This is a genomic window from Phyllobacterium phragmitis (assembly GCF_002980495.1).
In the GTDB taxonomy this organism is placed as follows: Bacteria; Pseudomonadota; Alphaproteobacteria; order Rhizobiales; family Rhizobiaceae; genus Paramesorhizobium; species Paramesorhizobium phragmitis.
Map to the genome: position 1 here is coordinate 17,557 of NZ_PVBR01000032.1, position 18,043 is coordinate 35,599.

Here is an 18,043-nt window from a genome sequence, read left to right on the forward strand (position 1 = left end):
CCAGTGCCGCGCCTTTCTCAGAAGCGTATGAACTGGCCTGCAGGTAAAGCCCGTTGAGATTGGGGCGCAACACACATCTGTCGGCTTAAGGCTGGCTTAAGCTCGGTGTCGGATCCCACTGTTTGACTGACGGTTAGGTAAGACTCGCATGCGCATATTGGTAGTGGAAGACGATGCGGTATTGATGAACGGCATACAGGTCGGGCTCGGCCTGACCGGCTTTACCGTCGATGCCGTGTCGAACTGCGCAGATGCTTCGGCCGCCCTGCACGGCTCCGTTTTCGATGCGATCGTTCTCGACCTGATGCTTCCTGACGGATCTGGCCTCGATTTCCTGGCCGAACTTCGCAGTCGTCAGATGACAACCCCTGTCCTGCTTCTCACTGCGCGCGACAGTGTTCCCGACCGTATCGCCGGACTCGATGCTGGCGCCGATGATTATCTCGGCAAGCCTTTTGACCTGAACGAAGTAGCCGCCCGATTGCGGGCACTCACCCGGCGGGCCAGCGGAAGCGCTGTCGCCTATCGGACGTGGCGCGACCTATGTCTGGATCCTGCCACCATGGAGGTGTCCAAATCAGGCGAGTCCGTGCGGCTTTCCCGGCGGGAATTTGCGATCCTGCACGCGTTGATGGATCGACCGGGCCAGATTCTCTCGAAATCGCAACTTGAGGACCGGCTCTATGGGTGGCAGGAGGAAGTCGAAAGCAACACCATAGAAGTGCATATCCATCATCTGCGACAGAAGCTTGGTACCGACATCATCGAGACCGTGCGTGGCGTTGGTTACAGGCTGGCGGAGGGTAAGGAGCCAGCCCATAAAGACAACAAGGGAAGGCGGTGACTATCGATTTTGACCTCGTTGGCTATCCTGCCCGGCGGCCGACATGCAAAAATATGTTTGAACTATTCAGCACTTGGCTCGATGAAATCAGGTCTCTCAGAGCACATAGCCACCAAGCAAGAATAGTTAGGTGGCAAATCACCTGCCTGTCGGGATCCAGTGTTGCTTAGACGATCCGTGCGAACGAACTGTATGCGAAAGTTCATTAATGAGACGGCGCCAAACCACATCTATGCCGGAGGAGGAGAGGGACACTACCCTTTACCTGCATTCCCCTCTGGGGAGGCGAATTCCGCTCGTAGCTCTCATCCAAGCTTTGACCATAGCCGAGCATCACAATTTCAGGCATGCAGCCGCCGCTCTTGGTATTAGTCAATCGTCAATCAGTCAACGTATCAAGCAGTTAGAGAGCGATCTGGGCATCCTTCTATTTGAGCGTCGGCCACGTGGGATCATTGTAACCGAAGCTGGGCGCCATTTTCTTGAGCAGGTCGCCATCGGCGTCGATCATCTCGCACACGCGGTGAGGATGGCGGGCAAAATCGCCAATGGCAGGCGTGGTCGCCTACAGATCGGACTGCACGGCGTGTTCATCTCTGGCGCGCTGGCACGACTTCTCCAGTGTTTTCGCCGACAGTATCCAGATGTCGAAATAGACATTGCAGATGGTCAAAGGCAGAATGTGCTCCGGCAGATCCATGAGAATCGTAGCGACATAGCTTTTCTGTTTGGCGAGCCCAGATTTCCGGGCTGCCATTCCTGGCAATTGTGGAAGGAACGCTTTTTGGTCGTTTTGCCAACGCACCACGCGCTTGCCGATAAGGAGGAATTGAACTGGACTGATCTCGCCTCCAAAACCTTCTTGGTCCGTCATGATGGTGTGGGGCCGCAGGTGCTGGAGCATGTGATTCAGCGTTTCGATGAACGCGGCATCCAAGCATGTGTCCGCCGCCTCGATGTCGGCCGAGATACCCTCATGCGTATGGTTGCGGAACGCTACGGCGTCACATTGGTACCGGAATCTGCGACAGCCATTGCCATTCCCGGAATTATATTCCGTCCGCTTAACGATCAGGCGGCGTCCATATCGGTCACTGCGGTCTGGTCCCCTTTCAATCAGAACCCTCCCCTGCGGGATTTTCTGACGCTGATGCGGAGAAGCAACCGCACAGAAATCGAATTGCCGCTCAAATCGCCACAGGAGCCCGTATTCTCCTTGCCCGCGCAAAGGCCCGATCAGTCGCTATAAAGCGCTCCAGCATAGGCACGATCAGACGCACCGGATCGATTGGGGGATTTCCCGGCTCGGCAAGCAGCGAGCCGTAGTCGACAAGGCTGCGATGGAGTTCGGCAGGCAACTCCACGGTGATCTTCACGGGCTTATCGTCGGGCAATGGCCCCAGCTTCAACTTTGCCATCATCAACCCCCTGCATTCGAATATCAGGTCATATGCCGCCTTCGGGACTATGCCGCTTGAGGCAGGCAAAAGGACAGTAACTCCATGTATCCGTTTGGTTTTATATGCAGGCAATATCGGCATAGCCTTTTCTCCTATAGCCGGTTGAGGAAGGCCCGAAGCTTGTCATCGGGCCGGAACTTGCCCGGCTTGCTGTCGAACGGGATTGTCCTGGCGAGGATTTTTTCTTTCAGCGCCAGATCGGCGTCGAGATAGATCTGGGTAGTCTCGATGGACTCGTGCCCCAGCCACAGCGCGATGACGGTCTGCTCTACGCCGGCGTGGAGGAGGTCCATCGCCGTCGTATGGCGCAGGCAATGGAAGGTGACGTTCTTCTCCTTCAGGAATGGACAAGAATCGCTGGCGACTGCGACGTGCTTTTTTAGAGTCCCCGATAGGGGATCTGTAAACCCCACGCCTTTAGGCGGCTGGGATTGTGCGCCTTCCGGTGTAGAATGTTTGAATGGAAGCGTACAAGCGTGGCAGCCACACGATTTGGGACTGCAAATATCATCTGGTTTGGGTGACGAAGTACCGCTACGCGGTGCTTGGGGGTGATGTTGGCAACCGTTGCCGGGAGTTGCTGCGGGAGACGGCGCGGGCGCACGATCTGGTCATACATGCGGGGTCGGTCAACCGTGACCATGTACATATGCTGGTGTCGATCCCGCCGAGCCTGTCGGTATCGCGGGCGGTGCAGCATCTGAAAGGCCGCAGTTCGCACAAACTGTTGAGTGAGTTCGGAATATTGCGCAAGCGCTATTGGGGCCAGCACTTATGGGCGAGAGGTTATTGGGTTGCCACGAGCGGCAACGTAACGGACGAAATATGGGTTGAATATATCAAGAACCAGACGCCGCCGGAGCCCGATGACAATTTCAACGTTACCTGAACCAGCACCCAGTCCGCCAGCGGCGGACCGATCCGGCTTTGAGCCGTACCTTGAAGCCACCGCCTTTAGGCGGTGGAGCATTCACAAGACCAGCCACGGCATCCGCGCTCAGCCGGCCGCCGCGTGCGCTCGGGAAGACCACCTCGTCCTGGGCGGGCTTCAGTTCGTCGAGCCACGCTTCGAGAACGTCGGCGACAGGCCTGCAAAGCGGGATGACGCGCTGCTTGCGGCCCTTGCCGAGGATTTCGACATGACTGCCCGTGCCGAACTTCACGTTTCGACGCCGAAGGTTTGTCGCTTCCGACAGACGGAGGCCCGTTTGCAGGGTGGTCAGCAACAGCGCGTGATCCCGGCGGCCGGTCCATGTGCCCTTGTCGGGTGCCGCGAGAAGCGCATCGACCTCGGGGCGCGTCAGGAAGTCGATCAGCTTGCGGTCGAACCGCTTGGCCGGCATCGCGAGGACGCGCTGTATCTGCGCACTGTGCGTCGGCATCTCATAGGCGGCAAAGCGGAAGAACGACCGGATCGCGGTGAGACGCAGGTTACGGGTACGGACGGTCACGCCCCGCTTTTTCTCCAGCTCGGCGAGAAAGGCGGATATGAACGGGGCGTCGAGCTTCTCGAAAGCCAGCTTGTCGGGGGACATATGCAGGCGCTTCTGTGCGAAGCGAAGCAGCAGCCTGAACGTGTCGCGATAAGAACTGATCGTGTTCGCGCTGACCCGCTTCTCCTGCATCAGGCGTTGGGTGAAGAACCGTTGCAGCAGCGTCGGGAAGGTCGGGATCGAGGTCGTCATACCGGAGCCTCCCAACGCTGCTGAAGTCGCGCGACCGCCTCCGTCATCAGCTCCGGATTCTGGTGCAGATACCAGTAGGTGTAGTTGAGATTGGTGTGCCCAAGGTATGTAGACAACGCAGGCAAGCGGCGCTCGGGGTCCGCGCCGGCGCTGTAGCATCGCCGCAAGACCTCGACCGCCATCGTATGCCTCAGATCATGCAGCCGCGGCCCGGTAGGGTCCGAGGTGCCGCGCATCCCGATTCTTTTGGTCAGCCGCCGGAACGCCCGATCCAGAACCGAAGGGATAATCCGGCGGCACGGCACCGATATGAAGAAGGCCGCGACCTTCCTGCCGGCCAGATGCGCCTCACGCTCTTCCCGGTAGCGTTGCAGAGCGATGCGGGTCGTCTCGTGGACGGGCACGAGCCTGGATTTGCCGAACTTCGCGTTGCGGATGGTGATGACACCCAGGTCGAGATCGACGTCCTCGAGATCGAGATTCAGGACTTCTCCGACACGCATCCCGGTGACGCTGAGCAGGCCATAGATCGTATAGCGCCCCAGGCAATAGAACCAGGTAGCTCCGGCCCATTGTCGCCAACTTCCCGCCAGAATGCGCTCTATCTCCGCTTTGCTGAAGATATGAGGCTGGAAGGCGATCCTCTGCCGTGGCAGCAGGTCTGTCGGGGGAATCTCGGTGTGCGGGTCCGTCAGGATGCGGTAGCGCGCGAAGCTGCGGACGGCACGCAGCCTGCCGGCGTGGTAGTTCGGGTCGACCGATGCCGGTTGCTGCGCCCATTTCGCCGCCAGCTTTACCGTGATGTGCGTGGCATGGCGCCGTTCCATGAATGCTGCAAAATTCAGGAGATACCGTTCATCCGTTTCCAGCTTGAATCCCAGAGCACGGCGCAGGTCCAGGTAATCGGTAATGGCGGCGCGCAGATCGTTCATGGCATCGTCTCCGGCCATGGCAGAGCGATTTCCCGTAAGGCGTCGAGATCGACCTTGGCGTATCGGCGCGTCGCATCAGCGCTGCGATGCCGCAGCATCTGGCCGATTTCCGTCAACGACAGCCCCTGCTGCAACATATCGACGGCAAGCGCATGACGCAGTTGGTGCGACCCGGTAATATTCGCCTTGATTCCTGCGCGTGTGAGCGCCCGCCGGACGATCATGCAAATGTCGCTATGCGAGCCCAGTACGTCGAACGGCGCCCGCGAGCGCAGAAACACGTTGCGGCTCGTCGATTCCGGCCGTCCGTGTTCAAGATAGGCTGCGATCGCTTCGCCTACGTCATAGGGCAACGGCATAGGGCGTTCCGAGCGCCCCTTGCTCGACACGCGCAGGAATCCTTCGTTCCAGTCGATGTCGGCCAATTCGAGCCGGATAACCTCGCCCGCGCGAAGTCCGAGCCGGGCCAGGAGCAACAGGATCGCCCGGTTGCGCAGTCCGACTGGCGTTCTGCATGTCTTGCTCGCGGCCAGGAGAGTTCGAACCTGCTCCCCCGGCATCGCTCTCGGGATCGATGCCATCGACCATCCGGCGACACTGGGAACAACCGCCGCAAGATCCGTCTGGATAAAGTCGCGATAGCGCGCAAAGCGGAGGAACGAACGCAGAGACGTAACGATGTTTTTGGCTTGCGAGAATGTGCGTCCACGCGGCGCGTTGCGCCGGATATAGTCGGTGATCTGGCGGGCGCTGATACCGGCGAGTTGCGGCTCTTCTGCGCCGCAGACGCTCATCAGAAAGCGCCTCACATAACCGCTATAGTTCCTCCGCCGTGGATGGCGCTAGGCCACGTTCATCTCGCAGCCAATCTGCATATTCCTGCAATATCGCCTCGACGCCGGACAGTCCGATCGAAGCAATGTCTCTGCTCTCGATGACGCACTTGTCCCGAAGCCAACGCGTGATGCCACTCAGAGATGCAGGATCACCACGCTTGGGACGCCGGCACTTGGCGCTGTAGAGCAGAAACGCCACCTCATGTTCGGCCGTGATTTCGCCAACCGCAATCCTCTTGTCGCACAGCCATCGGCTGAACTCGTTGATGAGGAATGTTTTGTGCCAATAAGCAACCTGCGAATATCCGCGCTCGGCGAGGTATTCGGAATATGGCTCGAAGTAAGGAGCCAGCGGCCCTTCGGCACGAAGCCGACAGGGCCGCTTTCTGCAGGCCCTGATCATCGGAATAGCTCCATCGGCCGGGTCCGACTGAACCGGATTATGCCGACCGACAACTTCAACAATACCATGGAAAGGAAGCAGATGCATATCAAACACGGCATAGTCCCGAAGGCGGCATATGACCTCGTATTCCGTTAACGGAATACGAGATCGCGTGTCACCATGACTCTGACCGGGAAGCCCGGCCGGATGGTCAGCGTCGGCGCAACCTGCAACTGGCGCTGGATAATCTGCTGGCCGGCCTGGTTGATGGTGTCCTGCGCCCCGTCGCGGATGGCGCGGATCAACCGGTCCTCATCGTCGGTCGCCAGTTCGGTGCCGATGCCGAGCAGCGTGGACAGCCCGGCCGCTTTCATCAGATCCCACCAATGGTAGTCGACGCCATCCTCAAGGCCGGCATAACCGCTGGCGTCCGCGCCGGGCTGGCGCTCGAGAACGATGGAGCGGCCGCCCGGCAGGATCAGGCGGTTCCACACCAAGAGCACCCTGCGCTGGCCGAAGGTAACGCCGTCATCGTATTGGCCAATGATGCGCGTGCCCTGCGGGATCAGGAGTAGGCTGCCGGTCGGGCTGTCATAGACGTTCTCCGTCACTTGCGCCGTGATCTGGCCCGGCAGGTCCGAACGGATGCCGGTGATGAGCGCTGCCGGTATGACGGCCCCGGCCTGAAGGATGTAGGGCGATGCCGGCGGCATGACGCGATCGGGCGCGATAGTGCGCCGGTCAACGGGACCGTTGAGGAAAGCCGCATGCCGATCCTGCGTGCCGGTCGCACCGGCCTGCCCAGCAACACCAAGTCCGGCGAGGCTCGGGCTTGCGGAGCCGGTGGCTGTCCCGGTTCCCGGCGCGGTCTGGAAGAAGACGCGGCTGACGCGCGCGGCTTCTTCCTCGGCAAGACGGCGCTGTTCCTCGGGATCGACGGCGGGCGTCGTCATGACGGGCGGCGCAACCGGCTGCCCCCTGGTCTGCGCGTCGAGGATCGGCCGGCCGAGATCGCCGGGCAAAGCCGGCCCCAGGACCGGGCCGGTATAGTCGCGCGGCAGACCGGAGAGCCCGTCCGCCGTGGGCCGGTTCTCGGTCGAATAGAGTTCTTCGCCACCCGGTCCCGCGTCGCGGGTCTGGAGCGCGTAGATCAGTGCGCCGCCGATGCCGAGGAGCGCGACAGCGCCGACGCCAGCGAGCATCTTGCGGGAAAGGCGCGTGACGCGCGGTGGCTCGGCGCGCAACCGCATCGGCGCGGCATTGGTTTCAGTGTCGCTCATGACGACGGCCCTCCTGTGGTCGCCGCCGTTGTCGTGGTCGTCCGCGTCGGGTTGATGCGAACGATCCTGACCGTCTGCTGGCGCGCGCCGCTGCCAAGGCGCAGCTCGGCCGCGCCGAACAGGCGGTCGACGATCAGGATGTTCTGGTGGATGCGGCTGTTGACGATCTGCGGCTCACCATCGGAGCCGAGCACGAAGATCGGCGGCATCTCGCCCTGCACGATGCCACGCGGGAAGACGACATAGACGCGCCTGCCATCATCGAAGACGGAGATGGGCCGCCATGGCGGACTGTCGCCGGTCAGGCCGTAGCGATAGTTGCGCGCGGCCTCGGCTGGAATGACGGGTGCGGCTGAAACCGTCTGGCGCTGCCCGGCAGGCGGCGCGGGATAGGCCCAGGCGACGGCGGGCATGTAAAGCGATTCCCGCGCATGCAGCTCGATCATGTAGATACGACGATTGGTGGTGATGACGAGATTCGTGGAGATGTCCGGCCGCGTCGGCTTCACCAGCACATGCACGCGACGCATCGCTCCCGAACCGCTTTCCGTGTCGCCGATGATCCAGCGTGCGGTGTCACCAGCCGCGATCGGCCCCGCGCCGGTCAGGCTCTCGCCCGGCTCCAGCACGATGCTGGTGATCTGTCCGACGGCTGCATAGACCTGATAGAGCGCACCTTCGCTCCAAGGGTAAATCTGGATGGCGTTGTAATAGCCTTCGCGGCGAGGCTCGACACGAGCGGCGGCATTGGCATTCTCGACACGGCCGGTTGGCGTGCCGGCGGCCGTGCCGCCGCGTGCGACGGTCCAGGCCGGGGGAACATGCAGCGGCCGCGGCCGATCATCGGTGACGGCGGCCTGCACCACGGGCAGCGACGGCACGTCCGCGTCATAGCTGAACTGAGGCGTCCTTTTGGTGGCACAGCCGGCCAGCATGGTCGCGGACAGCAGCAAAGCCGCGAGGGCGGGTTTACGGAAAGTCGGCATGACCGATCTGGAAATGGTCGGGCTCATTGGCTCATCTCCCGCGACCAGTTGATGGCGTTGACGTAGATGCCGAGTGGATTGGCACGCAGGCGTTCGGCGTCGCGCGGCGTCTGGATCACGATGGTCAGGATCGCGGTCCAGCGCTCGGTGGTAGAGAGCTGCCCGTTCTCATAGTGGCGCTCGGTCCATGCAACCCTGAACGAATCCGGCGATGCGCGAATGACTGACGACACCTCGACGGCAACCTGCTGGCGGCCGACGCGCGTGAACGGGTCATTGCTGCGGGCGTAGTCGTTCAAGGCCGCCGCACCCCGGTCAGTCGTCCATTCATAGGCGCGAAGCCAGTTCTGCCGGACAATGATCGGGTCGGCCGGGATCGCGCGAACCTGTTCGATGAAGCGGCCGAGATGCCATGCGACCTGCGGATCTGTCGGCCGATAGTCGGCGACGGCCGGCGCGACGGTCTGCGCCTGGCCGAGATTATCGACCTGTACCACCCACGGCACGACGGTTCCGCGCGCCGATTGCCAGACAAGCGCTGCGGCGAAGCCGGCCGAGAGGATCAGCGAGCCGAAGGCCATGTAACGCCAGTTTTTCGCCTGCACGCGGGCAGAGCCGATGCGTTCGTCCCAGACTTGAGCGGCCTTCTGGTAGGGCGTTTCGGGTTCGGGCGATTTGCCGTAATGGGTCGATGGTCGTTTGAAGATGTTCATGAGCGGTCACTTTCGGAAAGATTGACGGAAGAGCCGGAGCCGTGGCTGTCACCTGATCGAACGGCATGGGCGGCCATGGTCGTGCCGTGGTTGAGCGCCTGGGAGCGCTGCATGCGCTGCGCCCAGGCCGGGGAACCGGCAGTCGGGGACGTTGCGGCTGCGGGGGCGGCGCTTGCGCCACTGAGCGTTCCTGCGGTGGATGAGCCGCCGGTCAGGCCAAAGGCTCCGCGTGCGCCACCGGAGAAGCTGGATTTGACACTTTCGGATGCTTTCGAGGCGGCGCGCTTCAACGGCGAAACGGCGGCGGAGCCTGCGGCACGGGCAACGCCGCCAATGCCGGAAGCCACGCCCGCCGCCCCGGTCTGGCCGAGCGAACCGACGCTATAGGCGGCTGATGCGGCTCCTGCAGCGGCAGCGCCCCCGCGAACGGCGGCGGCTCCACCCGATAGCGCAGCAGCGCCGCCCTTCGCGCCGAGCATGGCCGCACCACCAGCCGCAGCACCTCCGGCCAGCACCATGCCACCCGCCGCAAGGCCCGTGCCCACGGCTGCGCCAGCGCCAAGCTGAGGGCCACCGGATACGAGGCCGGAAGCGATGCCGGGACCGAAGATGCCCAGGCCGAGAAGGGAAAGAGCTGCAAGCACGATTGCCATGGCGTCGTCGATGCTTGGCGTCTCGTCGCCAAACCCGACGGTGAACTGGCTGAACAGTGTCGAGCCGATGCCGATGATGACGGCGAGAACCAGCACCTTGATGCCGGACGAAATGACATTGCCAAGCACGCGCTCGGCCATGAAGGCGGTCTTGCCGAACAGGCCGAACGGGATCAGCACGAATCCGGCCAGCGTCGTCAGCTTGAACTCGATCAGCGTGACGAAGAGCTGGATGGCGAGAATGAAAAAGGCGAGGATGACCAGCGCCCAGGCAAAGAGCAGGCAGGCGATCTGGATGAAGTTCTCGAAGAAGGACCAGTAGCCCATCAGGCTGGAGATGGAGTCGAGCAGCGGGCGGCCGGCGTCGAGGCCGGTCTGCGCAACCTTTCCCGGTTTGAGAAGATCGGCCGTCGTGAAGCTGGTGCCGGAGCCCTTGAGGCCGAGACCGGCGAAGCTGTCGAAGACGATGTTCGCCAGATTGTTCCAGTTGCCAATGAGATAGGCGAAGACACCGACGAACAGCGTCTTCTTGACCAGCCGGGCGATGATGTCGTCATCCGCGCCCCAGCTCCAGAACAGGGCGGCGAGCGTCACGTCGATGACGATCAAGGTGGTGGCGATGAACGCCACCTCGCCGCCGAGCAGGCCGAATCCGCTGTCGATATAGCGGGTGAAGACCCCGAGGAAGTTGTCGATGACACCTGTGCCCTCCATGGTTCACCGCCCTTCGCTGGATTGCGGTGAGGCAGGCGTCGGGGGCCGTCCAAGGAAACGGTCGCGGGACTCGACCCAGGTCGCGAGACATTCGGGATTTCTTACGGCCGCCTCGCCAAGTTGTTGGCAGCGGCGCAGACTGTCTCGAAGCGGATCGGCAGACGGCCGAAGCGTCGCCGCCGAACGGGCTGGCGCCGGTTCCTCCTTGCGGGTCATTTCGATCACCGTAGCGGTGATGGCGATGGCGATGGCGACGAATATGATCGCACCGAGCCGGGCCAGCATCTTTCCGTCCATCGGACGCCCCTCCCGTTCGTCAGTTGTTGCCGTTGTTGAACATCTGCGCGTTGCCGGGCTGATAGCCGGTGCCGGGCGTCAGGAAGCGGCGACGCTGTTCGCGTCCCTGTTCGGCCGCCGTGGCGCGCTCGGCTTCGCTCAGGGCACCAGCGCGGCCGTTGGCCGACATCAGCGCGATCAGGTCGGAGAGCTGCTGCGACTGGAGGGCGAGAAGCTGATTGCCGGCCTGCGTCGCCTGCAATGCGCCCGTCGCCCCTTGGCTTTGCCCGACAAGGGCGGACATCTGGGTGCGGTTGGTGTCGATGTTGCCGACGACACCGGCCTGAACCCGCATGGCGTCTTGCAAGCCGCCCACGGTGTTCTGCCAGCGGCTGCGCGCGCCAGCGACAAGCTCCTGGTCGGTGGCTGAGAGCGACACGTTGCCATATGTGCTCTGGAACATCTGGTCGATGTTCTGCACGTCGAAGGCGATGTTTTGCGCTTGGCTCAAGAGCTGCTGCGTGCGCTGCACGTTCTGCTGAAGCTGCTGGAGCGAGGAATATGGCAGGCTCGCCAGATTGCGAGCCTGATTGATGAGCATCGTCGCCTCGTTCTGGAGGCTCTGGATCTGATTGTTGATCTGCTCCAGCGTGCGTGCGGCCGTGAGCACGTTTTCGGCATAGTTGGAGGGGTCGAAAACGATCCGGCCGAAGCCGAATTGTGCGTGGGCCGGGGTCGCCAGCATGGGCGAAAGCGCGGCCGGCACAGCCAATGCCAGCGCAAGCGCCGAAACACCGGCAAGGTGAGGAATGCGAATGCGGATCATAACAGGGTCTCCTTTGCTAGAGCGCTATCGGGCACGATCGGTCCGGCGGATTCCGGCCGGTCGGCGAGATTGGTGAGGTTGGGGATGAGGTCGGCCGCCCAATCGACGCCGCGCAGGCGCAGCCAGGCGGCGAGGAAGCCGTCGCGGCCATGCTCGGCGACGATGCGTTCGATGGCGGCCTGATCGGATTTGGAGGAAGCGGCGCACAGCGCGAGCCCGACTTCCGACAGACCCAGATCGAACAGGCGATTGCCGCGCCGCGACTGGCAGTAATAGTCCCGCTTGGGCGTTGCTCGCGCGAGGATCTCGATCTGGCGGTCATTGAGGCCGAAGCGGTGATAGATGGCCGTGATCTGCGGTTCGATGGCCCGTTCGTTCGGCAACAAGAGCCGTGTCGGGCAGCTTTCGATGATGGCGGGCGCGATGTTGCTGCCGTCGATATCCGATAGCGACTGCGTGGCGAAGATGACGCTGGCGTTCTTCTTGCGCAGCGTCTTCAGCCATTCGCGGAGCTGACCGGCGAAACCCTCGTCATCCAGCGCAAGCCAGCCTTCGTCGATGATGAGCAGCGTCGGCCGTCCGTCGAGCCGGTCCCCGATGCGATGGAACAGGTAGGACAGCACGGCCGGGGCCGCGTCGGTGCCGACCAGTCCCTCGATCTCGAACACCAGCACGTCCGAACTGCCGAGATGTTCGGCCTCGGCGTCGAGCAGCCGGCCATAGGGACCACCGACGCAAAACGGTCGGAGGGCTTGCTTGAGGTCGTTGGATTGCAGCAGGACGGCCAGGCCGGTGATGGTCCGTTCCTCAACCGGTGCGGAGGCGAGCGAGGTCAGCGCCGTCCAGATATGCTCCTTCACCTCGGGCGTGATCTGGATGCCCTCGCGCATGAGGATGGCGACGATCCAATCCGCCGCCCAGGCGCGTTCATAGGTATCGTGGATGCGAGCGAGCGGTTGCAGCGAGACGGCGTTGATCTCCGCTGCCATCGCCTCGGCCAGTGCGCGTTCCACGGGATCGGCGATGTTGTCGGCTGAGACGGTGGCGGTGTTTCCACCGAGATCGTGCCAGTCGCCGCCCATGGAGAGCGCGGCGGCCCGGATCGAGCCGCCGAAGTCGAAGGCGAAGACCTGCGCTTGCTCATAGCGGCGGAACTGCAAGGCCATGAGCGCTAGCAGCACGGACTTGCCCGCGCCGGTCGGGCCGACGACGAGGGTATGGCCCACATCGCCGACATGAAGGGAAAACCGGAACGGGGTTGAGCCTTCGGTCCTGGCATAAAGCAGCGGGGGTGCGCCGAAATGCTCGTCCCGTTCCGGCCCCGCCCACACCGCTGAAAGCGGGATCATGTGGGCGAGATTCAAAGTGCTGATGGGTGGCTGGCGGACATTGGCGTAGGCATGTCCGGGCAACGAGCCGAGCCAGGCATCGACGGCGTTGACGGTTTCCGGCATGGCCGTGAAATCGCGGCCTTGAACAACCTTCTCGACCAGCCGCAGCTTCTCGTCGGCGATGCGGGGATCGGCGTCCCAGACAGTGACGGTCGCGGTGACATAGGCCATACCAGCGACATCCGCGCCGAGTTCCTGCAGCGCCATGTCGGCGTCGGCCGCCTTGTTGGCGGCATCGGTGTCCACGAGCGCGGATTGCTCGTTGGTCATCACCTCCTTGAGGATCGCTGCGATGGATTTGCGCTTGGCGAACCATTGGCGGCGGATTTTGGTCAGCAGCCGCGTCGCCTCCAGTTTGTCGAGCAGGATCGACCGCGTGCTCCAGCGATAGGGGAACGGTAGCCGGTTCATCTCGTCGAGCAGGCCCGGCGTCGTCGCGGTGGGAAACCCCACGATGGTCAGGATGCGCAGGTGCTGGTCGCCAAGGCGCGGCTCCAACCCACCGGTCAATGGCTGATCGGCCAGCAGTGCGTCGAGATGCATCGGTGTCTCGGGCACGCGCACGCGATGGCGGTTGGTCGAGATGGTGGAATGGAGGAAAGTCAGCGTCTCGCCATCATCGAGCCAGCGGCATTCCGGCATGAAACCGTCAAGCAGTGTCAATACGCGGTCGGTACGATCCGAAAAGCCACGCAGGACCTCCCATGGGTTCACACCGGATTGCTCACGACCCTCATAGAGCCAGGTTTCCGCACGTGCGGCGTCCTCGGCGGCCGGTAGCCAGAGGAAAGTCAGGAAATAGCCCGACTCGAAATGCGCGCCGGCTTCCACGAACGCAGCCTTCCGCTCGGCATCGACCAGTACGGAAGCGGGATCGGGAAAAAGGTTGTCGGGATAGGTCGCGGCCTCGCTGCGCTGTGCTTCGACGAAGATGCTCCAGCCGGAGCCCAGGCGACGAAAAGCGCTATTGATGCGGCTGGCCACCGCGACCAGCTCTGCGGCGACGGCTGAATCCAGATCGGGTCCACGGAATTTCGCGGTGCGCTGGAACGAACCGTCCTTGTTGAGCACCACGCCTTCGCCGACCAGCGCGGCCCAGGGCAGATAATCAGCGAGACGGGCGGCGGTGCGGCGGTATTCGGCAAGGTTCATCATAACTGCTCCTTCACACTGCCAGAAAAGCCGGGATGCGCAGATGCCTGCGGCCGACTTCCACAAAGAGCGGATCGCGCTTTGCCGCCCACACGACCGCGAAATGCCCGACCGCCCAGATCGCGATACCGACCAGCCACAGGCGCAGGCCAAGACCCACGGCCCCGGCCAGCGTGCCGTTCATAATGGCGATGGAGCGTGGAGCACCGCCGAGCAGGATCGGCTCGGTCAGCGCCCTGTGAACCGCGACGGTGAAGCCCGGCACAGCGTCGAGCTGTTCGAGAACGGCCGCCATCAGACGAGCGCCCCGCCGCCGAAGCTGAAGAAGCTGAGAAAGAAGCTCGACGCCGCAAAAGCGATGGAGAGGCCGAAGACGATCTGGATCAGCTTGCGGGCACCGCCCGAGCTGTCGCCAAAGGCCAGCGTCAGCCCGGTCATGATAATGATGATGACGGCGATGATCTTCGCCACCGGACCTTCGATGGATTCGAGGATGGATTGCAGCGGCGCTTCCCACGGCATGGACGAACCGGAGGCATGAGCGACCGGCGTGAGGAAGAGACTGACATAGGTAACAGCGGCTGCTGTCGCGATGTGGCGACGCACACGCCGGGCATGACGGATCATTCGGGTTCTCCCTTTGGGCTGATTGCTTGGGTGATGCGGTAGTCGCCATCCGGGCCGAGCCCTTTGACGCGGGCGAGTTCGACCAGTTTGCGCGCCGAGCCGCGCCCCGAAAGCACGGCAACGAGGTCGATCGTCTCGGCGATCAGGGCGCGCGGGACCGTGACCACGGCCTCCTGGATGAGCTGTTCAAGGCGGCGCAGCGCGCCGATACCTGAACCGGCATGGATGGTGCCGATGCCGCCGGGGTGACCGGTGCCCCATGCTTTCAGAAGGTCGAGGGCCTCAGAGCCGCGCACCTCGCCGATGGGAATGCGGTCGGGACGCAGACGCAGCGATGAGCGCACCAGATCGGAGAGCGAGGCGACGCCATCCTTGGTGCGCATGGTGACGAGATTGGGCGCGGCGCATTGCAGCTCGCGCGTGTCCTCGATGATGACGACGCGGTCCTGCGTTTTTGCCACTTCGGCGAGCAGGGCGTTGGTCAGCGTGGTCTTGCCGGTCGAGGTGCCGCCCGCCACGAGGATGTTGGCGCGTGTCGCAACATTCAACCGCAGCACTTCTGCCTGAAGGCTGGTCATGATGCCGGCGGCCACATAATCGTCGAGCGTAAACACAGCTACGGCCGGCTTGCGGATGGCGAAGGCAGGCGCAGCAACGACCGGAGGTAATAAGCCTTCAAATCGTTCACCGCTTTCCGGCAGTTCGGCCGAGACGCGGGGACTGCGCACATGAACCTCCGCGCCGACATGATGTGCGACCAGGCGCACGATGCGTTCGCCATCGGCGGGCGACATCATCTCGCCGGTATCGGCCAGGCCTTCCGACAGCCGATCCACCCAGATACGTCCGTCCGGATTCAACATGACCTCGATGACGGCGGGGTCTTCCAGAAGCTGCGCGATGGAGGCGCCAAGCGCAGTGCGCAACATGCGTGCGCCGCGTGCGATCGCCTGTTTGTGGTGGTTGGCAGTCATATCGTCCCCGTTTCCTTACGGGGCGCCACAGATGGTCCCCGCATCGGGATCGATTAAAAGAACCTGAAATCGGGCCGGTTCAACACCTATTTACGCGCGTGCGGGCATCGGCGGTGATCGGCGGCAAATAGGATGGGTAGCGTATCAGTAGCTTAGTAAGCGCGGTTTTCGTTGCACGGCTTCTTCAAGGTGTCCACCTTGAAGGTGTACCCCTTGGTTTTTGGTGTAAATTCTTGCGAGTGGCTCGGAATGCTGGAAGTTATGACGAGGGAGGCCCGATAGGGGTACCCTTTCAAGGTGGACACCCTGGTCGGCACGAAGGCCGCTCAGGCGGCGTTCGTGATTTCCTCGCGCCCGGCAAAGTTGAAGGGCAGCAGATCGTCTATATCCGGGTCGTCCCTGTTGCGCCTGGGCAGTTCGGTCAGGACGTGGCTCAGCCACTTGAAGGGATCAACGCCGCAAGCCCGACAGGTCAGCACCAGACTGTAAACCACCGCACTCGCCTTTGCCCCATCCACGGTGTCGCTGAAGAGCCAGCTCTTTCTTCCAGTACAAAAGGGCCTGATATCGCGTTCGAGTACGTTGTTGTCGATCGGAACTCGGCCATCGCTGGTGTAGCGGACCAGGTAATCCCACTGGTTCAGCGTATAGGAGATGGCCCTGCCAAGCTTGCTTTTCGGCGCTATCTTCCCGGAGAGTGTTTCAAGCCATTCCCTGAAGCTATTCAACACCGGCACACTATGTTGCTGACGCAACCGCAATGTATAGGCGTGGCGTGTTTCACCGTCACCGGGTTCGTCTTCCTGTGCCTGCTTTTCGATCTGGTAAAGCGCCGCGAACACCTTCATGGCTTCCATCGGAGCGCCGCCGGGCTTCTTCATGGCCTTGAGCGCATCGTTGAACTTCCTGCGCGCATGCGCCATGCAACCAAAATGCGTTGCGCCCCTGATCGTGCGCCAGGCTTCGTAACCATCGCTGATCAGAAGACCGCGATAGTCGCCAAGGAACGCCTGAGGATACTGCTGACCACGACCGGGCTGGTATTCGAACAACACGATTGGCTGTTCGCTGTCCTGTGCGCTGCGAAAGGCCCACATGTAGGACTTGTTCTGAGCCTTCCGGCCCTTTTCCTTCAGCACCTGCACCCAGGTCTCATCGCCATGGATGACAGGCTGTGCCAGAAGCTTTTCCTTCAGGGCGTCATAAATGCGGTTCAGGTGCAGATCGCACGCGCGAATGACCCAATTGCCGAGTGCTCCACGGCTCATCGGCACATTGATCCGGTCAAATGCCTGCGACAGACGATAAAGCGGCGTGCCATCCACGTATTTGCCGACAAGCGTCAAGGCCAGCGTCGAAGGCGTGGCGACGCTGCCCGGTAAAGGTTGCGCCGGCATTGGCGCGATCACCACAGGCGTGGTGATGCCGGTGCGCTCGCAGTTCCGGCAGGCGTATTTGGCCCGTGCATTCTGCAGGACCTTCGCGCTCACCACCACATGCAACTGTTCGGTGACGACTTCGCCCATTCTATGCAGCGGATGCCGGCAGCAAGGGCAAAGCTTTTGATCTGCCCGCAGGTCGTATTCGACACGCTCACGCGGCAGATGAGCCGGCAGGCGCTTGCGCCCACGTTTTTTCCGGGGTTGTTCCTTTGGCTCGGCAAGCCCGGTATCCGGCAAATCGATGACGGCGTCGTCACCACCGTCATCGCCGTATTCCTCGGCGTTCTCAGTCCCGGCGGCCTGTTCCGCCTCATTGAAGACGCGATCATCGAGCTTTTCGCTGCTCGGCCCGTAGAGCTTGAGATTGGCAAGAACGAGCGCCTCCTCAAGTTCCGCAACCTTCTGGACGAGTTTCCCGTTCTCCGCCTTCAGCGCAGCGATCCGGGCGAGCAGTTCATCGGGATCTGACGTCGAACACGTTGGATTCATCTCGATTCTTGAATCAGGAGCCCCCCGCCACGTCAACGATTTTCTCGCCAGAGGCGGGCCGAAGCTATGACAGCAGGACGCGATTATCGGAGTCCGGCATGATCCCGGCGACACTATGATAGCGTCGCACCGGGTGCCGGGACACAGCATCGATATCGATGCCGTCCAGAAGCCAATGCAGTTGCTCCGTCGTCAGCGTCAGCACCGTTTCCGCTCTGCGGGGCCAGCGGAACCTGTCGGCTTCGAGCCGCTTGTAGGTCAGTTGGAAATACAGGCAGTTCCTCTGCCTCGTTGCAGTTTGCGACGGTGACGCACCCGTTTCATCCGTATTCCGGACAGCAAGGAGTGTGCGTCGCAAGGCGCGGCAATCGATCGGGT

21 protein-coding genes are annotated in these 18,043 nt (G+C 62.3%); 3 read left to right on the forward strand and 18 right to left on the reverse strand.

Annotated elements, in window-relative coordinates; translation table 11 throughout:
* Positions 1–148: 148 nt before the first annotated feature.
* On the forward strand, positions 149–844 hold the full coding sequence (locus tag C5748_RS25260; RefSeq protein WP_105745516.1) for a response regulator: 696 nt from the start codon (positions 149–151) through the stop codon (positions 842–844).
* A gap of 316 nt (positions 845–1,160) precedes the next feature.
* Positions 1,161–2,093 carry a LysR family transcriptional regulator gene (locus C5748_RS25265; RefSeq protein ID WP_245581972.1) on the forward strand — a complete coding sequence of 311 codons (933 nt, stop codon included), beginning with the start codon at positions 1,161–1,163 and terminating at the stop codon, positions 2,091–2,093.
* On the opposite strand, the gene C5748_RS25270 is transcribed toward C5748_RS25265, so the two are convergent.
* Positions 2,032–2,262, reverse strand: coding sequence for a DUF2274 domain-containing protein (locus C5748_RS25270; RefSeq protein WP_105745553.1), 231 nt, complete (start codon positions 2,260–2,262; stop codon positions 2,032–2,034). The two genes, C5748_RS25265 and C5748_RS25270, sit on opposite strands and share 62 nt — an antisense overlap.
* 134 nt (positions 2,263–2,396) lie before the next feature.
* Positions 2,397–2,717 carry a tyrosine-type recombinase/integrase gene (locus C5748_RS25275; protein ID WP_342588388.1) on the reverse strand — a complete coding sequence of 107 codons (321 nt, stop codon included), beginning with the start codon at positions 2,715–2,717 and terminating at the stop codon, positions 2,397–2,399.
* A gap of 47 nt (positions 2,718–2,764) precedes the next feature.
* On the opposite strand from C5748_RS25275, the gene tnpA reads away from it, so the two are divergent.
* Positions 2,765–3,193 carry an IS200/IS605 family transposase gene (gene tnpA, locus C5748_RS25280; RefSeq protein WP_105745522.1) on the forward strand — a complete coding sequence of 143 codons (429 nt, stop codon included), beginning with the start codon at positions 2,765–2,767 and terminating at the stop codon, positions 3,191–3,193.
* Here the strand turns inward: tnpA and C5748_RS25285 are convergent.
* From C5748_RS25285 to tnpB, 16 genes are all read right to left on the reverse strand, one after another.
* A complete protein-coding gene (locus C5748_RS25285) occupies positions 3,186–3,989 on the reverse strand; it encodes a tyrosine-type recombinase/integrase (protein WP_105745523.1) in 804 nt (267 codons plus the stop codon). The genes tnpA and C5748_RS25285 overlap by 8 nt on opposite strands.
* Positions 3,986–4,921, reverse strand: a complete 936-nt coding sequence (locus C5748_RS25290) for a tyrosine-type recombinase/integrase (RefSeq protein WP_105745555.1) — start codon at positions 4,919–4,921, stop codon at positions 3,986–3,988. Before C5748_RS25290 ends, C5748_RS25285 begins: the two co-directional genes overlap by 4 nt.
* The gene (locus tag C5748_RS25295; RefSeq protein WP_105745524.1) at positions 4,918–5,715 is read right to left on the reverse strand and encodes a tyrosine-type recombinase/integrase; all 798 of its coding nucleotides are present in this window, start codon (positions 5,713–5,715) and stop codon (positions 4,918–4,920) included. Before C5748_RS25295 ends, C5748_RS25290 begins: the two co-directional genes overlap by 4 nt.
* A 22-nt stretch (positions 5,716–5,737) precedes the next feature.
* Positions 5,738–6,256, reverse strand: coding sequence for a hypothetical protein (locus tag C5748_RS25300; RefSeq protein WP_146119625.1), 519 nt, complete (start codon positions 6,254–6,256; stop codon positions 5,738–5,740).
* A 38-nt stretch (positions 6,257–6,294) separates the two neighbouring features.
* On the reverse strand, positions 6,295–7,422 hold the full coding sequence (locus C5748_RS25305) for a TraB/TrbI/VirB10 family type IV secretion system protein (RefSeq protein ID WP_105745528.1): 1,128 nt from the start codon (positions 7,420–7,422) through the stop codon (positions 6,295–6,297).
* A complete protein-coding gene (trbG, locus tag C5748_RS25310; RefSeq protein WP_105745530.1) occupies positions 7,419–8,435 on the reverse strand; it encodes a P-type conjugative transfer protein TrbG in 1,017 nt (338 codons plus the stop codon). Before trbG ends, C5748_RS25305 begins: the two co-directional genes overlap by 4 nt.
* A complete protein-coding gene (gene trbF / locus C5748_RS25315; RefSeq protein ID WP_105745532.1) occupies positions 8,432–9,121 on the reverse strand; it encodes a conjugal transfer protein TrbF in 690 nt (229 codons plus the stop codon). Before trbF ends, trbG begins: the two co-directional genes overlap by 4 nt.
* Complete coding sequence (gene trbL, locus C5748_RS25320; protein WP_105745534.1) at positions 9,118–10,488, reverse strand: P-type conjugative transfer protein TrbL; 1,371 nt, start codon at positions 10,486–10,488, stop codon at positions 9,118–9,120. The genes trbF and trbL overlap by 4 nt, the downstream gene beginning before the upstream one ends.
* Before the next feature lie 3 nt (positions 10,489–10,491).
* Entirely contained in the window at positions 10,492–10,785 is a 294-nt protein-coding gene (trbK-alt, locus tag C5748_RS25325) for a putative entry exclusion protein TrbK-alt (RefSeq protein ID WP_105745536.1), read from the reverse strand.
* 19 nt (positions 10,786–10,804) lie between these two features.
* Positions 10,805–11,590 carry a P-type conjugative transfer protein TrbJ gene (gene trbJ / locus C5748_RS25330; protein ID WP_105745538.1) on the reverse strand — a complete coding sequence of 262 codons (786 nt, stop codon included), beginning with the start codon at positions 11,588–11,590 and terminating at the stop codon, positions 10,805–10,807.
* A complete protein-coding gene (gene trbE / locus C5748_RS25335) occupies positions 11,587–14,136 on the reverse strand; it encodes a conjugal transfer protein TrbE (RefSeq protein ID WP_105745540.1) in 2,550 nt (849 codons plus the stop codon). The genes trbJ and trbE overlap by 4 nt, the downstream gene beginning before the upstream one ends.
* A gap of 10 nt (positions 14,137–14,146) precedes the next feature.
* Entirely contained in the window at positions 14,147–14,428 is a 282-nt protein-coding gene (locus C5748_RS25340) for a VirB3 family type IV secretion system protein (protein ID WP_105745542.1), read from the reverse strand.
* Positions 14,428–14,760, reverse strand: coding sequence for a TrbC/VirB2 family type IV secretion system protein (locus C5748_RS25345; RefSeq protein WP_105745544.1), 333 nt, complete (start codon positions 14,758–14,760; stop codon positions 14,428–14,430). Before C5748_RS25345 ends, C5748_RS25340 begins: the two co-directional genes overlap by 1 nt.
* On the reverse strand, positions 14,757–15,734 hold the full coding sequence (trbB, locus tag C5748_RS25350; protein WP_105745546.1) for a P-type conjugative transfer ATPase TrbB: 978 nt from the start codon (positions 15,732–15,734) through the stop codon (positions 14,757–14,759). The genes C5748_RS25345 and trbB overlap by 4 nt, the downstream gene beginning before the upstream one ends.
* 326 nt (positions 15,735–16,060) lie before the next feature.
* Positions 16,061–17,665 (reverse strand): IS66 family transposase, encoded by a 1,605-nt coding sequence (gene tnpC, locus C5748_RS25355; RefSeq protein ID WP_105745548.1) that lies wholly within the window; start codon positions 17,663–17,665, stop codon positions 16,061–16,063.
* Between the two features lie 64 nt (positions 17,666–17,729).
* A partial coding sequence (tnpB, locus tag C5748_RS25360) for an IS66 family insertion sequence element accessory protein TnpB (RefSeq protein ID WP_146119626.1) occupies positions 17,730–18,043 on the reverse strand: 314 nt, incomplete at its 5' end.

What these genes read in the sequence shown, in the direction of transcription:
- C5748_RS25260 (WP_105745516.1), top strand. Translation starts at nt 149, where the DNA reads ATGCGCATATTGGTAGTGGAAGACGATGCGGTATTGATGAACGGCATA.
- C5748_RS25270 (WP_105745553.1), bottom strand. Translation starts at nt 2,262, where the DNA reads ATGGCAAAGTTGAAGCTGGGGCCATTGCCCGACGATAAGCCCGTGAAG.
- tnpA (WP_105745522.1), top strand. Translation starts at nt 2,765, where the DNA reads ATGGAAGCGTACAAGCGTGGCAGCCACACGATTTGGGACTGCAAATAT.
- C5748_RS25285 (WP_105745523.1), bottom strand. Translation starts at nt 3,989, where the DNA reads ATGACGACCTCGATCCCGACCTTCCCGACGCTGCTGCAACGGTTCTTC.
- C5748_RS25290 (WP_105745555.1), bottom strand. Translation starts at nt 4,921, where the DNA reads ATGAACGATCTGCGCGCCGCCATTACCGATTACCTGGACCTGCGCCGT.
- C5748_RS25295 (WP_105745524.1), bottom strand. Translation starts at nt 5,715, where the DNA reads ATGAGCGTCTGCGGCGCAGAAGAGCCGCAACTCGCCGGTATCAGCGCC.
- C5748_RS25305 (WP_105745528.1), bottom strand. Translation starts at nt 7,422, where the DNA reads ATGAGCGACACTGAAACCAATGCCGCGCCGATGCGGTTGCGCGCCGAG.
- trbG (WP_105745530.1), bottom strand. Translation starts at nt 8,435, where the DNA reads ATGAGCCCGACCATTTCCAGATCGGTCATGCCGACTTTCCGTAAACCC.
- trbF (WP_105745532.1), bottom strand. Translation starts at nt 9,121, where the DNA reads ATGAACATCTTCAAACGACCATCGACCCATTACGGCAAATCGCCCGAA.
- trbL (WP_105745534.1), bottom strand. Translation starts at nt 10,488, where the DNA reads ATGGAGGGCACAGGTGTCATCGACAACTTCCTCGGGGTCTTCACCCGC.
- trbK-alt (WP_105745536.1), bottom strand. Translation starts at nt 10,785, where the DNA reads ATGGACGGAAAGATGCTGGCCCGGCTCGGTGCGATCATATTCGTCGCC.
- trbJ (WP_105745538.1), bottom strand. Translation starts at nt 11,590, where the DNA reads ATGATCCGCATTCGCATTCCTCACCTTGCCGGTGTTTCGGCGCTTGCG.
- trbE (WP_105745540.1), bottom strand. Translation starts at nt 14,136, where the DNA reads ATGATGAACCTTGCCGAATACCGCCGCACCGCCGCCCGTCTCGCTGAT.
- C5748_RS25340 (WP_105745542.1), bottom strand. Translation starts at nt 14,428, where the DNA reads ATGGCGGCCGTTCTCGAACAGCTCGACGCTGTGCCGGGCTTCACCGTC.
- C5748_RS25345 (WP_105745544.1), bottom strand. Translation starts at nt 14,760, where the DNA reads ATGATCCGTCATGCCCGGCGTGTGCGTCGCCACATCGCGACAGCAGCC.
- trbB (WP_105745546.1), bottom strand. Translation starts at nt 15,734, where the DNA reads ATGACTGCCAACCACCACAAACAGGCGATCGCACGCGGCGCACGCATG.
- tnpC (WP_105745548.1), bottom strand. Translation starts at nt 17,665, where the DNA reads ATGAATCCAACGTGTTCGACGTCAGATCCCGATGAACTGCTCGCCCGG.